This window comes from Vicinamibacterales bacterium, from assembly GCA_035699745.1.
In the GTDB taxonomy this organism is placed as follows: Bacteria; Acidobacteriota; Vicinamibacteria; order Vicinamibacterales; family 2-12-FULL-66-21; genus JAICSD01.
In genome coordinates this window covers 1-15,519 of sequence record DASSPH010000057.1, presented here as the reverse complement: position 1 = coordinate 15,519, position 15,519 = coordinate 1, and the positions used below count along the sequence as shown (strand labels likewise).

General features: G+C 65.6%; 9 protein-coding genes and 1 tRNA gene. 4 read left to right on the top strand and 6 right to left on the bottom strand.

The genetic code is table 11. From position 1 onward, the window contains the following. Positions 1-90: 90 nt before the first annotated feature. A complete protein-coding gene (locus tag VFK57_12600; protein ID HET7696544.1) occupies positions 91-696 on the bottom strand; it encodes a hypothetical protein in 606 nt (201 codons plus the stop codon). A 687-nt stretch (positions 697-1,383) separates the two neighbouring features. On the opposite strand from VFK57_12600, the gene VFK57_12595 reads away from it, so the two are divergent. After that, a complete protein-coding gene (locus tag VFK57_12595; protein ID HET7696543.1) occupies positions 1,384-2,919 on the top strand; it encodes an alkaline phosphatase family protein in 1,536 nt (511 codons plus the stop codon). 291 nt (positions 2,920-3,210) lie between these two features. After that, positions 3,211-3,489: a hypothetical protein gene (locus tag VFK57_12590; GenBank protein HET7696542.1), complete on the top strand. Its 279-nt coding sequence runs from the start codon at positions 3,211-3,213 to the stop codon at positions 3,487-3,489. 78 nt (positions 3,490-3,567) lie between these two features. Here the strand turns inward: VFK57_12590 and VFK57_12585 are convergent, their stop codons facing one another. Then, complete coding sequence (locus VFK57_12585) at positions 3,568-4,497, bottom strand: MBL fold metallo-hydrolase (GenBank protein HET7696541.1); 930 nt, start codon at positions 4,495-4,497, stop codon at positions 3,568-3,570. A gap of 1,605 nt (positions 4,498-6,102) precedes the next feature. Between VFK57_12585 and VFK57_12580 the strand changes: the two genes are divergently transcribed. Beyond that, positions 6,103-7,560 (top strand): M20/M25/M40 family metallo-hydrolase, encoded by a 1,458-nt coding sequence (locus tag VFK57_12580; GenBank protein ID HET7696540.1) that lies wholly within the window; start codon positions 6,103-6,105, stop codon positions 7,558-7,560. 225 nt (positions 7,561-7,785) lie between these two features. On the opposite strand, the gene VFK57_12575 is transcribed toward VFK57_12580, so the two are convergent. Next, entirely contained in the window at positions 7,786-8,898 is a 1,113-nt protein-coding gene (locus VFK57_12575) for a serine hydrolase domain-containing protein (GenBank protein HET7696539.1), read from the bottom strand. 282 nt (positions 8,899-9,180) lie between these two features. Further along, entirely contained in the window at positions 9,181-9,633 is a 453-nt protein-coding gene (locus VFK57_12570; GenBank protein HET7696538.1) for a nuclear transport factor 2 family protein, read from the bottom strand. Between the two features lie 187 nt (positions 9,634-9,820). On the opposite strand from VFK57_12570, the gene VFK57_12565 reads away from it, so the two are divergent. Then, positions 9,821-11,719, top strand: a complete 1,899-nt coding sequence (locus VFK57_12565) for a winged helix-turn-helix domain-containing protein (GenBank protein ID HET7696537.1) — start codon at positions 9,821-9,823, stop codon at positions 11,717-11,719. Positions 11,720-12,086: 367 nt separating this feature from the next. Here VFK57_12565 and VFK57_12560 read toward each other — a convergent pair. After that, positions 12,087-12,160: transfer RNA gene (locus tag VFK57_12560), tRNA-Gln, on the bottom strand. 45 nt (positions 12,161-12,205) lie between these two features. Continuing rightward, the coding region (locus VFK57_12555) for a CHAT domain-containing tetratricopeptide repeat protein (protein HET7696536.1) at positions 12,206-15,519 on the bottom strand (3,314 nt) is incomplete at its 5' end.

Genomic DNA, 15,519 nt, shown 5'->3' with positions numbered 1-15,519 from the left:
CGACACTGCCCGACGGGCCCGATTTTGCCGGCGGACACGGGCCATTCCGCGTTCCCGGATGTGTCAACCCCTCGCGCGGTGCTCACGCGATCAGCAGTTGGAGCGACGCCCGGAATCAGCGCGTGTCTCGGCGGAAACTGTCCTGCGGGAACAGCCATGAGCATCCACGGTCTGGTCCTCGGGCCGGATTGAGAGGTGTGGCAACGAGCGGGAACTACTGATGAGCTGGCTGGAACGCAGGGATTCGTCCGCCTTCGCACCGCGCTTCGGCGGGATCTCATCGTGTCGGTGAGCCATTCCGCCGTAGCTCGCCTGAATCGTGCGCGAGCGGAGGCGGATGGCTGGGTGTTCGGGACGGTTTCCGCAACTGGTCCCTTCCAGCTTCGCCATCGCCGGTGCCTTCCACGCCTTGAGCCGACTTTCAAGGTCAACATCTCGCTCGACGAACGCATGCACCATGACGACGAGCACCGCTCCTCGAGCCTTCTGTTCGAGAAGGTCGATCAGGTTTGGCGGCGTCGACCCGTTCGCGAAGGGATTCCACCAATGCCGGTACAGGTGGTTTCCGCCGAAGATCAATAGCGCCTTCTGGCGCTTGGCGATCACTTCGCGATCGATGATCTCAAAGAAATGTACATCGCGTGGAAAGCGCTGTTTGGTCGCCTCGATCTCCTGACGCGTGCCGCTCCAGTCCACCGGGAGATCCGCGGCGACAACCCGAAGCCGGCGCTCCGTCGGCCGCGCCTTTGACGTCCCTGACGACATCGAAGAACCGTTCGTACACCGGCGCGTCCCATGGGGCGAGCGGGGAGAACCCCGTGTTGCGCCACGCGCGGCTCACAAGTGCCTTCGACTCGTCCTCGCCAGCCACGTACCGATCAATCGAGTCCTGATGGAGCGCGTTCGCCCATTCAACGACGGTGGTGGGTGCCGCATCGGCAAATCGAGGATCGCGGATCAGCCGAACGATCAGATCACGGCGGCGACGACGCGAACCGCTGGCCGGCTCGTGAGAACCTCGCGCGTGCCACCGATGTCTGGCATCACCGCAAGTTCTCGCACGCGTGTTCAAAGTGCGTCAAGATCCCCGGAGAGCAATGAGTGTGGGATTCGAACCGAGCCGATTTACTCCAACCGATTGATATCGTTGAAGCTGAAGCGGCGCGATCGACTTGAAAAGTGCTGGCGGGGACGATTTTCGAACCTGGTTCGTCCAAAACGCTGCGTGAGCTGGTTCGTCTCGGATCAGGCTCACCAGCTCGCGCCCACTGGCATCAACAACTTTAGAGCAGCGAACAGCCCAATCGCAGACGATAATCGCACGAGCAGTTCGTGTCTTCGCGGGCCCAGTACGATCATCCGGTGTGAAGCGATGGAGCCAGCATGACGAGGTGGCGGACCTTAGTCCTCTCAAAGTTGCCCCGCTACGGTGCCATTATCCTCGCCCTGGGTCTGGTCGCGATCACGTGGACGGTTTCGGGCGAGCAGGTCAAGCAGTCGCCACCCGATCCCGCAACGCGACAGCGCTTCCTGGCAATGTTCGCACGGGCCTATTTTCCAGGCCGAACGGGCCAACTCCTGATCGTCCCGCGTGAAGGGGACTTCATCACACGGGCTGACCCGAATTTCGAGTACATGCACGGGTCCCCCTGGTCCTATGACGTCTCGATTCCGCTGATGTTTGCGGGCCCTGCGGTGAAAACCGGCGTGTTCTCAGTCCCAGCCGCGCAGCAGGACGTGGCGCCCACGCTTGCGGCGTCGCTTGGCGTACAGATGCCCCCGTCAACGACGGGCCGCATATTGCCGGTTCTGCGGGCGGGCGCTCGACCGCGAGTGGTGATGCTGCTCGTCCTGGATGGCATGCGGCGCGATTACTTCGATCGCTACGCCGCGTCCATGCCAACCCTGACCGCTCTGCGTCAGCAGAGTGCCTGGTTCACTCAGGCGCGGCTGAACGTTCTGCCCTCCAACACCGCAATGGGGCACTCGACGATCTCGACGGGCGCCGATCCTCGCGTGCACGGAATCACCGGCGTAAGCGTGTACGATCGCACTCACGGACGGCGCCACGACCTGTTCGCGGGAGGAGTGCCGCACGATCTGGTGGCACTGACGCTGGCAGACGTCTGGCAGCTCGAGACGGCTGGCCGCGCGATCGTACTGGCCCAGGGCAGCATCGACCGAGCGGCGACGCCGCTTGCGGGTCACGGAGCGTGTCAGTTGAATGGAACGCCAGTGCTGCTCGCAAGCTACGATCAACAGACGGGCAACTGGACCACGAACCCCAATTGCTTCCGGCTGCCTGCGTACCTGAAGGATCGAAATGCGAGCGCACTGTGGCGGGCCGACGGGGAGTGGATGAGTCACAGAATCGACTCGGCCGCCGCTGTGCGCTATTCGGCCCTGTTTCCGGCATTCGAAGCCGATGCGATGACGACGATGATTGAGCGCGAGCCGGTGGGCGCAGACAACGTCGCGGATCTCATTCTGCTCAACTACAAGGGGGCCGATTTCGTGGGCCACAAGTACGGTCCGGATTCGAGCGAGCTCCGCGTCACCCTCGGCGAGATGGACCGCCACTTAACGCGAATGCTGCGGGCGCTGGAGGCGAAGGTTGGCAACGACTATCTTCTCGCGGTGACCGCGGACCATGGCATGCCGTCGCAACCCTCGTCGCCGGACCGTCGACACTTTGCGCAGTCGATCGTAGATCTGTTGCACGAAAGGTTTGATCCTGAGGCGAAGCAGCTGATTACATCCTTCGAACCGGAGAACAGCCAGATGTTCGTCGATGAGAACCGGCTGTCGGCCCTTCATCTGACGCTGCGCGATCTGGCGCGCGTTCTCGAATCACAGCCGTTCGTTTTTGCGGTTTTCACACACGACGACGTGCGGCTTGCGGCCAATGCCGCGAAGTGAGGCCGGTGCGGCGGCACTCGACTCGTAACGTGCGGCGCCATTGAACGCAACGTTTGTCGTCGCTTCGATTCAAAGCGTTGGGAAATTGTCGCAAGGACGTCGGGATTCGTCCGCCTTCGCGCTCCGCGCTGCGGCCCCGAGCAAAGTACTGGAACGTAGATTGTCATCTGATGAGCTGCTGGATGTTCGGGAGGATTTCCGCAACTGGCGCAACCATGCTGCGTGATCGCCGCTGAGTTCGTCGCCCGGGCTGTTGTGTAGACTGCGTCAATTGGTTCAGGAGGTTGACGAGTGGCCATCGCCGTTGTGTACAAGGCGCCAGCGATGTCGGCCGATCAGTATCGGCAATCCTGGACGGGCGGTCCTCCAGTCGCGCCGCCTGCCGGGTTGATCTTTCACGCCGGCGTCGGTGAGGACATCGCGTTCTTCACGATCACGGTTTGGGAATCCCGAGCAGCCTATGATGCGTTCGCCCCCGTTTTCACGCAGGCGATGAGGGAACGGGGCTTCGACGTCGGAACGCCGGAGATTCTTCCCGTTCACCACTTCCTTCCTCCGCGCGTCACTTAGGCGGGCGTTGGTCGATTGCACGACGCGGCGAAAGGTCCACAACCGCAGACGGACCGCCGAGCGTCAGCATTTTCAACATCAGAGCTCCAGCAGGTCTCGCCCGACGATCACGGTACCCCGGAAGTGGCGCCGAGCGGCCTCGAGCCACATCGCGTCGGTCACGGCGGCATCGTCGGGCGGTACGAAATGCGAGAGGACCAGTGTCTTCACGCCAGCGTCCTGTGCGATACGGCCCGCGTCTTCCGCCGATGTCTGATGCGCGAGGATGCTCGCCTTCAGCGCCGCCGCATTTGGTATGCGGGCGACGAGCCGGTCGATGGCCGGCGGATACATGACGGAGTGGACCAGGACGTCCGCGCCGGCGGCGAGCTTCACCAGGCTCTGCGACGGTGCCGTGTCGCCCGAGATCACGATCGAGCGATCGGCGGCGTCGAAGCGGTAGGCGAAGGCCGGCACGACCGGTGGATGATCCACGAGCGTTGCGGTGACCCTGAGATTGTCGTCCGCCATGACTGGGCCGCCTTGACGCACTTCGTGCACGCGCACGAGCGGCGCGAGCGGCACACGGCCCTCGTTGGCGATCCGGATCTCGATGTCGGACTGGTTCATCTCGAGGAACAGTCTGGTCATGCGCTCGAGCGGCGGCGGTCCCCACGTATCGACGCGCGAGCTCAGTCCGGCCGTCCACGCGAGCCAGATCAGATTGCCGTAGTCGGCGGTGTGATCGGAATGTTGGTGCGTGATGAACACGTGGCGCAGCGATGCCAGCGGCACGCCCGCAAAGGCCATCTGCCGGGCCACGCCATCGCCGCAATCAATCACGTAGGCCGCGCCGTTGCTGACGATCACCTGCGCGGAAGCGGAATTCGCCGTTCGGGGCCGCGGCCCGCCTCCTGTCCCAAGCAGCACGAGCCTGGTGCGCCGGCTCTGTCCCACGACGGAGCGGGCGGCCGCGGCAAACATGCCCACGCCGGCGAAAAACTCTCTTCGGCTGAGCGGGCTCGTCATGAAGCTTGTCTCCTTGGTTATCAGCACGCGAGCGTCGCGCGTCCTCCGTTCATCACGTAGGCTACCGCAGTCCATGACGCAAATCAGACGGCTGATTCGCCGGGGAGCAGAGCTGTACCCGAGGCAGGAGCTGCCTGGGATTCGAACTTCGCCGATCCCGACGAAGATCTCGAGGAGGTGGAGGCTCCGCGCTGCGGCGGGATCTCAGCGTGTCGGTGAGCCATCCCGCCGTAGCTCGCCTGAATCGTGCGCGAGCGGAGGCGGATTGGCTGGGTGTGCGGGACGATCTCCGCAACTGGTTGGTCACGGCTGCGTGAGGCTTGACAGAGTGTTGGTGTGCCTCGCCCACTGCTACTTGCACGCGGCAAGCTTGGGACCGGTACCCTCTTCCATCCTCATGGTGGCAGGCTGGGCTGCGTCATGAACGATGACGGCCAACACATGGCGACGCGCTGATCCGGTGACCACGGCCCGCATGGGCGTGCCGCCGGGCAGGGCGAGCGTTTCCCCCTTCTGCAGCTTGGCGGCGCGAGTCGGTGTCTCGTAGCACGCTTCGCCCTCGAGCACGTAGACGGCTTCGACACCGGAATGATGATGTGGAAGCGAGCCTATCTGACCGCGCCTCTCGGGTGAGTCCGGGGCGCACGTTGACATCAGCTGTGCCGCCGCGATGTTCGGCGCCAAAACCGACAGTACGGCCGCTACTGCGACCGACCACCCGCAGGATCGCGTCATTGCACAACCTCCACGCCGCCCCGCGCTTTGATGCAGGACGAGCCACGCTCATTGGCGGCGGCGACTGATGATACAGGTGCCGCTGCGTACGCACGATCACCATCCTTGACCGTCGGCAGCTCGCCGTTTCATCCGAGCTGTTGGTCGGCCTCGCTACCAGGTCACCGAGCGGGCGGCGGTGTCTCGCAGTAAACGGATGCCTGACTGAAATGAAGTCCGGTGACCATGCCGACGTTGAAGCAGCCGAACTCCGGGCGCTTCGCGTCTGGCGGTACGTCCAGGCAGGCCACCTCGGTCAGGTGATCGTGTCCAGGCGTGCCGGGCACTTGAGCCCACAGGTTGCCAGTTGTCGCGATGTGAAAGGCGACCAGAAACAGTGCCAGTCCCGCGATAAGCGGAGTTCTAGCTATGCCGGAGCCTCCGAAAGCACGTCGCTTCAGTTCAGGACACAGGTCCGTCGAATCAACAGCCGCCATAGCAGGATGCTTCAGCCCGTCGCTCGATCCCCATAGCAACACTAGAAACCTCGTGTCAGTTGAACGACGAACCAGACGATCAAAGCGGTGACGATGAGCATCGTCACTTTCATGACGGGCGGGCCCGACGTCTGGGCCGATAGAGCGACCCCTCCAAACGAATTGCCGCGAGCGCTTCGACGAACCCGCAGGGATTCGTCCGCCTTCGCGCTCCGCGCTGCGGCGGGATCTCAGCGTGTCGGTGAGCCATCCCGCCGTAGCTCGCCTGAATCGTGCGCGAGCGGAGGCGGATGGCTGGCTGTTCGGGACGATTTCCGCAACTGGCTCATCCGTGCCGCATGATGTTTGAGTTCTCTCTCAAGGCCGCCTACCCTGTTGGCGTCGAAACGCTGCAATGTCGAGCAGATCTGGTCTCACGCACGCGCTGGTCCTCGCGGCAGTCGCGGCCGCTTTGGTGCGCGGACAGCAGACCGTCAATCCCCCGAACGATCTGAATCGAATCTCGTCGACCGTTCTGCGTGGCCAGTCCATGGAACTGCTTCGCGAGTTGACGGACGACATCGGCGCGCGTCTAGTCGGATCTCCGGCATACGACCGAGCCGCGCAATGGGCCGCGACGAGGCTCCGCGAAGCCGGACTTACCAACATTCGCTTCGAGGAATTCACTTTGCCCGATACCTGGCAACGTGGGTCCGCGCGAGCTCGACTCATCGCGCCAGTCGAACGCGCGCTGAGAATCGGATCCGTCGGTTGGGGACCATCGACTCCACCCGGCGGCATTCGCGGCGACGTGATTCTGGTTTCCGATCTTTCGGCAGCGACGATTCGATCGCAGTCAGCGCAACTGAAGCATCGAATCGTTCTCGTCGATCTCGAGAAGGCCCTGCCGTCCGATCAGCCCCTCGCATTCGCACGCCTTCGCAATGCGTATGCGCTGCTCAAGGATCTTGGCGCGCAAGCGGTTCTGTTGCCCCACAGAGTGGCGAACAACGTCGCTGGTTGGGTAGACACTGGCAATGCGCGAGGCACAGTCCTCCCGCTGCCAGTCGGGGACATCGGACTCGAAGACAACCTGCTGCTTCGTCGTCACCTCGCCCGTGGGCCTGTCACCATTGAAGCGGAATGGCGGAACGAGGTGTCAGGGCCGACCCAGGTAAGCAACCTCGTCGCAGAGATCACCGGTCGCGAGCTGCCTCACGAGTGGGTCCTTTTGGGTGCCCACCTCGATTCGTGGGATCTCGGGACCGGCGCGCAGGACAACGGCACGGGCGTGGTAATGGTCCTCGAGGCGGCGCGTGCGATCGCGTCACTCGACAAACCGCCGCGGCGCTCGATTCGATTCGCGCTCTGGGCCGCTGAGGAGCCGGGCCCGCCCGGTTCGGCGATGTTCATCAAGCGGCATGCAAACGATTTGCAGAATTGTATCGCCGTGCTGAACACCGATAACGGCGCCGGACGGCCACGCGGCTGGTATGTGAACGGGCGAAACGATCTGCGCGCGGCGATGCGCCCGATTTCGGCACGTTTACGCGATCTGCGTGCCGACGGGTTATCGATGGACGCGAGCTGCGGGTCGGATGAATGTCCGTTCCTGCTTGAAGGAATCCCGGCGTTGAAGCTGTGGGTGGACACCACCCAGTATCGACAAGTGCACCATCAGGCAAGCGACACGTTCGACAAAGTCGACGCGACCTCGTTCCGGGCGGGCGGCGCAGTCGTCGCGATGACAACGTACACGATCGCCAATCAGCCGAGTCGACTCGCACCACACATAGGGCAGGACACTGTTCGGCAGATCCTGCGCACGGCCAAGCTCGATGTCGAGTTGATGTATTCGCTGTGGAAGCCTTGAGGCGTTCTGGCTCCGAAGTTCGACAGTGAAATCACCCTGGGCTGCAAGTCATTGAAAACAGGCCGATGCGGTACAGGATCGCGGGAATTGACGTCCACTAGAAGATGTTGGCCGTCGTGGTGGCCGACGTCGAGCTCGATGAAGAGTACCGGTTCGAGCGACCCTGGCTCATCGGTGCAGCGCACGCGTGACCGTCGGAGCACTCACAATCCGGGGCAGCGGCGGCTAGTGTCTCGAAGCGACGTGCAGCCGGTCTACGACGTCGCTCAGGAATCGGCCGATCAGGGTCGCGCCATTTTCGCCGTTGGTCATGACCACCGCGCCACACCGGCGTTCGACGGAGCCGACGGCAAACGCGTGGAAGCCGGGATTGTCGCCGCCGTGTTGAATGACGTCCCCCTTGTCGGCGTGAACGAGCTGCCATCCAAGGCCGCGGGCGCCCCACGCGTTCGGCTCCTTCACATGCGGTCGACACATCTCCTTCAGGGACGCGGCGGTGAGCCGATACTCATCGGGCGGCTTCGGCGCGATTACCTCGAGCAGGAACTTCGCGTATTCCGTGGGCGTGGCCTCGAGATCGCCGGCCGCGGCGTAGCGCGCCACGTCGGCGGCAGTGCGCTTCCGATTGTCCTCTGGCCGTCCTTTGGCATCGTGCGGGCGCGCGGCGCGCGCCGCGAAGGTCTCGTTCCAGACATAGCCGCTCGTTGTCATACCGAACGGCTCGAGCAAGTTTGCCTTCATGAACGGCTCGATGGGCTGTTGGGTGACGTGGCTGACGACCGACTGCAGCCACGCGAAGCCCTCGCCCGAATATCGATACTGCGTGCCCGGCGTGAAATGGATGCGGAGCGGCTCCGAATCCGAACGCCAGTTCTGGAAACCGGTCGAGTGTGAGAGGACGTGGCGAGCGGTGATCGACTTGATGCGCGGATCGCCTTCGAGAAACGGCGGCCCCCCGTAGGCGACCAGCGGTGTGTCGAGAGCGAGCACCTTCTTCTCGCACAGCTTCAGCACTGCATAAGCGAAGACCGGTTTGCTCATCGACGCCGCTTCGAAGATCGTGTCGCTATCGACGGGCCGCTTCATCGAGGCGTCGGTCACGCCAAAAGCGCGTTGCCACGCGATGGCGCCGTCACGAATCAGCACCACCGATACGCCGGGCACCAGGAGTTCCGTCATCAGCGAAGGAATCTGCGCTTCGAGGCCCGCGATCAGCGCGTTCCAGGCCGAGTCGCCGGTCAGCTGCGTCGAGAGGCTTTTGGACTGCCACAACAGCGCGCTGCCGAGCGCGACACGTCCGCTACGGTGGAGGAAGACGCGTCGTGTGGTCTCGCGCATGGTGGGCAGGGTAATGCATCGCCCGCGCAGCGTCCACTTACGGAACGCAGCTCCCATTCCATCGCCAGGCTGGTTCTTCGCAGAGTTTAGGTTGGAAGGACCGAGCGCGTGTCCGCCGTCAAGGGGACATCGATGACGGTGTTCGACACACCGGCAAATGCGCGCGGCGCAGTCATTGTTGTGTGAAATAGAAGTTGGCTGGGTGTTCGGGACGATTTCCGGACCCGGCTCGTACGCGCCGCATGATCGCCTCGAGAGCCGAAAGCCTCCGCCGCATCCAGGTCAGCCTACCGCCGGCGCGGCGATCCGCGTCAGCTGCTCGGCGACCAGCTTCCAGCTGCCGCCCTGGTGGACCCACACCCGCGTGTAGCGGGCCGCGGGCCTGCTGTCCGGCTTCGGATTGTCTGCGCTCGTAAACGTCACGCGTCCGGTGACTACTGCCGTATCGCCGTAGACCCGCACCTGCTGATCGTCAACCTCCATCACGGCCCCCTTGCCAGGGGTGGATTTCGGCCTCGCCAGTATCTGCGCCTTGGTCATGACACGTCCCATCAGATCCGTGAAGAGGAAATCGTCGGCGAGGTAGCGCTCGGCAAACGCATGTCCGGTCCCGCGCTCGGCCGCCTCCAAAGACTGTTTCTCGAGATCCCGAATCTGCTGTTCGGCGCTGGCCTGCCCAACGGCTGGAGCGGAGGCTGCAAGGGTCAAGAGCACAACGAAGAGAATGCGTCGCATCAGAAGCCCTCCTTGGATCTGTCAAGTCGGTGACATTGTCCCGACGGCTGGTCGGGAGCGCCGAGCGAGCGCGATGAGTCGCGGCGGCTCACAATGCCGCTCCGGCGCCACGCGAAGTTACAATCGGCAGCGGTCCGCCGTCCTTAGGACCGTCTTAGGTTCGTGGCAGGATCGCCTGAGGAATCACGTGAACGACGCGCCGAGCTTCCGGATCGGGCCCTGGACCGCCATACCGAGCCAGAACCTGATCGAGTGCGACTCGCGCTCGATTAGGCTCGAGCCGCGTGCCATGGACGTCCTGGTCGCCCTGGCCCGGGCCGGCGGTGCCGTCGTCTCCATCGAGTCGTTGATGACGACGGTCTGGGAAGACGTCACGGTGGGCGACGGGTCGGTGTATCTCGCCATCGGGCAGCTGCGGCAGGCCCTCGGGAATGGCGACAAGCGCACGCGATACATCGAGACGATCCCCAAACGGGGCTATCGCCTGACGGCGTCCGTGGAGCGTGTGGATGCCGATACCCCCGCCGCGCCCACGGCTCCGACAGCGCCCGTTCTCCACGGGTCGCCCGCTTGGTTGATGGCCGTGGCTGCACTGGTTGGCGTCGCCGCGGCCGGCGCCGCTGCGATACTCACCTTCCGCAACAGTGTGCGGCCTCCCGCGACCCAGTCGGTGGCCGTGCTGCCGTTCGACAACCTGTCGTCGGATCCCGAGCGGGAGTTCTTCGCCGACGGGATCACCGTCGAAACGCTGAATGCGCTGTCACGTGTGCGTGAGTTGCGCGTCACCTCACGAACGTCGTCGTTCCGGTTCAAGGACAGGGGCGGGGACCTGCGTGCCGTCGGCGAGGCGCTCGGCGTGGAGCACGTGCTGCAGGGCAGCGTGCGCACGGCAGGGGATCAGGTGCGCATCACGGTCCAGTTGAGTCGCGCAGGGACCGGCGACCGTCTCTGGTCAGAAACCTACGAGCGCCGGGTCGACGACATCTTTGTGATTCAGGATGACATTGCCAGGTCGGTCGCGGATGCTCTGCAAGTCAAGCTCGGGATCGGCGCCGTCGGCCGCGTGCCAGGCATGACCCGCAATGTTGCCGCCTACGAGGAGTACCTGCGTGCGCGCGCGCGCAATCTCGACTGGCAGCCCCAATCTTTTCCACTCGCCGTCGCGCACCTCCAGCGGGCGGTCGCGCTCGATCCTTCGTTCGCGATCGCCTGGGCGCGTTTGAGCTCGGTCTATCAGAACGGCATGTTCCTCGTTCCGGAGCGGGCGGAGGAATGGCGGAAGAACGCCGCCGAAGCGCTCGCGCAGGCGAGAGCGCTGACGCCCGATGCACCCGACGTGCTGGAGGAAATCGGGATTGTGGAGGCGAGGCGCCGGAATTGGGCATCAGCGGCGCGCGCGTTCGAGGAGCTGCAGATGTCCTCCGCGCGTTACGGACTCGCCGATCGGGCATCGGGTCCCCGGGGCGTTCTTCTGCTGGCGGTGGGTCGCACGCGCGAAGCCATACCTGCACTCGAGCGGGCGCGGGCGCAGGACCCCTTCGCGCCGGCCATTGCCGGCTTCCTGAGCGCGGCGCACTTGGCCGACAGGAATATCACCGGTGCGCTCGCCGAGATCGATCGCGGTCTCAGGCTCGAGGGCCTCGAAACACAGCTGCTCGATGGCGGGTTCGTGGCGGCGCTCAATCAGGACGACCAGGCGCTGATTCGCATGCGCCTCGCCGCGATTCCGGACGAGTCTTTGACCGCGCGCGTGAGCCGCAGGCTGCTGCGGTTCATAGATGCCCCGGCGGGGGCCGCGGCCGACATTCGCCTTCTGGCGTCTTCGGCGAGCGCGGATGAGAAGGCGCTGCTCGCTGAGTGGGCCGCCTTCTACCGCGAGCCGGAGCTATCGCTGCGCCTCTTGACGGACGCAGCTCCACACGTGCGCCATCCAGCGCTCTTGTGGCAGCCGCTGTTTCGGGACGTCCGAGGGCTTCCGGCATTCAGGGATCTCGCCCGTACATTGGGACTCGTCGAGTATTGGCGCGCTTTTGGCTGGTCAGACTTCTGCCAACCCACAACCGGGGACGAATTTGCTTGTCGGTAGCCGAGAACTCGGAGCAACGCACCTGCTTCGCGGTGCATGAAGGGCATGGCTGACGTCCGAACGCCTTCACAGCACGCGAGCGCCTGAGTGGCCGTGACCGTGGCGGGTCGGCGCGCTAATGGACGTGATTCTACGCTGCCAGCAAGCATCAAAGTGACGCATACGGGAGCGGCGAGCCGACTCACGATTGTGGGCGGTTCGGAAGTGCGCACATCCGGCGGATGATGTGTAGGGTACAAGGCCAAGCAAGAATTGGCTGGGACGTAGGGATTCGTCCGCCTTCGCGCTCCGCGCTGCGGCGGGATCTCAGCGTGTCGGTGAGCCATCCCGCCGTAGCTCGCCTGAATCGTGCGCGAGCGGAGGCGGATGGCTGGGACGTAGGGATTCGAACCCCAATAACCGCGTCCAGAGCGCGGTGTCCTACCGTTGAACGACGTCCCAGCAGGACGGTGGAACTTCAGATTGTATCAAAAACACCCCCCGCGGTCAGCGCCAGTCACCCGCCGCCACGAATGCCGCCCAGTAGAACGGATGCGCGCTGCGGCCGCTGCTCCGCCGCTGGCGCAATACGGCCAGGCTCGCCGCGCGGACGGCGTCCGCCGTGCTCAACTGCCTGGACCATCGGCCCTCGTACAGCGACGTCATCCAGCGGCGCGTCGTCTCGTCTTCGACCGGCCACAGGGTCATGATCACGGCCCTGACGCCGGCGATCTGGAACGCTCGCCGCAGCCCGAAAACCCCCTCGCCGCTCCTGATTTCGCCGACGCCGGTGTCGCAGCCCGACAGCACGGCCCATTCGACTCCGTCGAGGTTCAGGGCCGCGACTTCCTCCGCGGTGAGGACGCCGTCCTCGTCGTCCGGCGCGGCCGCCCCGCGGCGGTTCGCGCCGGCGAGGATCAACCCGGACAGGAGCAACGGATTCTCCCGTGCGATCCTCGACGGAGAAACCGCCGGTGCGGGTGCGGCCCGCGGATCGGGCGCCGGCGCACAGTTGCGGTCGAGAAAATACCCGTGAGTCGCCAGATGCAGGATGCGGCGTCCGCCGGCGGTCTGCTTGAACGCCGCTTCGGTCGCGGCGGCACCGGTCAGCCGCAGCGTATCGCGCGCGCCATGTGCTCGATCCCACACCGACACCACATCGTCGACTTCCTTGATCGAGGCGGGCAGGGCATCGAACCGCAGTGACTGGAAGTCGAGGCAGGTGGATCGCGTGCCGCGGAAGGAAGGCGCAGCGGCGCGTCCCGACCCGATGTCGTCGAACGCCGCGCCGCCGAGGGCGAGCAGGCCGCGGGCGCCGGTCGGTCCGCGCTGCAGGGGCACGAGGTCGCGTTCCGCGGAGAGGTAGTGAATGACAGGTCCCGTCTCGACCATGTACTGGGACAGCCCTTCCGGCAGCGCGGCGAAGCTCACGAGGTGAAGCGCGCCGTCGGGCACCACGAACACCCGTGTCGCGCCGCCCAGATGCCTCCGCAGGGGATCCCAGATCGCCGCGCGCAGTTCTCCCGCCATCCGCCGATACGCCCCTTCGCTGCGGCCGGCGACGGCGAGCGGTGCGATCGCCTCCTCGTTAATCTGCCGGCGCACCTGCTGGATCAGGCGGTCGATCGTTGCTTCTGTTCCGAGCGGAACGAGCACCGGTCGAGCGCCGGCGCCCCGCAGCACGAACGCGAGGTACGACGGGTCCGGATCGCCCTGGTATTTCACGAAGGCCACCAGCGCGCTTCCCGACGGCAGCGCTGCCGACACCTGGGGAAGCGCGACACGCCTGCTCACTTCGCCGTCCCTGAATGCCGCGCTGGTTTCCGCGAGTGCCCGCTCGGTACGGTCCTTCTCGCCACGGGCGTCCTCCAGGAGACGCCGGTAGCTCGCGGGCGCATCGTTGCGCACGCCGCGCACGGCGAGAGTGGCGAGGCGCTGACGCGCGGCTGCCAATTCGGCCGCGAGCGCGGTGACCGCCTCCGCCTCCAGCGCGCCGGAAGCGCGGTGGCGCGCCGCGACCTCGTCGAGCACCATGCCGCGGGCCTGGATGACGGCGTCCCACCCGGCGGTCACGATTGGGGAGTCGTCTGCGCGCGCCGAGGCCACACGGAGCATCAGCTGCAGGTCCGCGCCGCGCGACGCCGCATATGCCAGCGCCTGCCGTTCGGGAAGCGCGCGGAGCGTGAGCCGCAGATGCTCGCGATTGACGGCGTCCGCCTGCGCCGCGAGTGCGAACGCGTCGACCGCAGCGCCGGTACGCGCCGAGACTTCGGCGAGACTGCTCAGCGTCACTGCCGTGTCCGGGTGATCAGGCCCCAACGCCGCAATCTGAATGGCGAGCGCACGATCGAGCAGCGGTCCGGCGTCCCGCGCGGCGCCGGCTCGCACGTGGACGCGCGCCAGGTTCACCAGAGCGGTCGCCACCCTTGGGTGGCGCGGGCCCAGCGCTCCTTCCCAGATCGTCAGCGCGCGCTGGTACAGCGCCGTCGCCTTTTGCAGGTCGCCCATGCCGGCGCGCACGCGCGCGAGATTCGTTGCCGCCGCGGCGACTTCCGGATGATCCGGGCCGAGGAATCGCTCCTGCGATTCGAGCGCACGCTCGAACATCGGGAGGCTCCGGCGAAAGTCGTCGGCTCCGGACAGCAGCGCGGCAAGATTGCTCATGCCTTCCGCCAGGCGCGGATCGGCAGGACCGCGCTGCTTCTCGCGATTTGCCAGCACCCTCTCGAAGAGGTCCAGGTCGTCTGGTCCGTAGCCGGAGAGCGGCAGCAGATCCGGTATGAGCCACGACGCGCGCGCGCTCGGGAGATTGGATGGCCTCAGCACCTCCTCGTTGATGCGCGTCGCCCGCTCGAAGAGTCTCGTGGCTTCGGCGTAGTCACCGGATGCCGCGAGGATTGCGGCCAGGGCGTGCAGGCTGCGGGCGACGTCGAGGTGGCCGGGACCGAGCGCGCGCTCGCCAATCGCCAGCGAGCGTTCCGCCAGCGCGCGCGCTCCAGCGTAGTCGCCAAGATCCCGCAGATCCGTCGCCAGGTTGTCCAACGCGGTCCGCACGCGCGGATCGCTGGCGCCGAACGCGTCCTCCGTGAAGGCCAGCAGGCGTTCGTTCAGGCTCGCCGCGCCGGCCGGATCGCCGGCGAGATCGCTGAGTACCACCGCGGTGCCGGACAGAACATGGAGCGTGAGCAGGTCAGCAGAGAGGCGCATCGTTCCGGCGAGCATCCGCGCGCGCCGATAACGCTCCCGCGCCCCGGCGTAGTCTCCTGTCTCCTGATGCAGGATCGCCAGGTTGACCAGCGTGCGAAGCGTGGCCGGGTCGCCGGCCCCATAGGCCGCCTCGCGAATGCGCTGCGCGCGCTCGAGCCGTGCTTTCGCTCCCGCATCGTCGCGGAGCGCGATCAGCAGGCCGCCGAGCGTCTGCAGCACTGCGGCAACGGAAGGGTGATCGGCTCCTGCTGCCGCCTCCTGAATCGCGAGGGCCCGCTCCAGCAGCGGTGTTGCTGACGCGGGGCTTCCCGCGAGCGCGCGCTGGACGCCGAGGTTGACGAGGCTGACGGTCAGAGCGGGGTGCGCGGAGCCAAGCCGCTGCTCTTTGATCGCGACGGCCCGCTCCGCAAGCGCGCTCTTCTCCTCGTTCGCGACCTTCGACGATCGCCGGATCGCGCGGCCGAGGAGATCGAGAACCTCGGCAACTTCGAGCGCGTCGGGACCGGTGGCCGCCTCGACGCGGGCCAGCAGCGCCCGCGAGACGTTCTCTGCTTCGATGCCCCGCCCCCGGTCGAGAAGCTCGCGGATCATGCGCAACGACTCGGCAAAGCCCT